1 protein-coding gene is annotated in these 240 nt (G+C 74.2%); it reads left to right on the plus strand.

Annotated features, from left to right (window positions below; translation table 11 throughout):
• Positions 1–240 (plus strand): SLC5/6 family protein (locus MFF64_RS39195; protein WP_238194110.1); only part of this gene is annotated, 240 nt, incomplete at both ends.

Raw genomic sequence — 240 nt, forward strand, 5'->3', positions numbered from 1 at the left:
CCTCCTCCGCCGCCAAGCCCTCGGGCACCTCCTCCTCTTCCGGCGGGGCACGCTCCTCGCGGTCCTCCTCGTCGCCTGCCTCTGCTTCCGCCTGGCGGGGGAGGCCTACGCCCTGGTGGGCATGGGGCTCATCTCCTTCGTGGCCGTGGCCCAGCTCGCCCCGGCGGGGCTTCTCGGCCTCTTCTGGCAGGGGAGCACCCGGGAAGGGGCCCTCGCGGGCCTTTTCGGGGGCATCCTGGT

Source organism: Methylobacterium frigidaeris (genome assembly GCF_022179185.1).
Taxonomy (GTDB): domain Bacteria; phylum Pseudomonadota; class Alphaproteobacteria; order Rhizobiales; family Beijerinckiaceae; genus Methylobacterium; species Methylobacterium frigidaeris.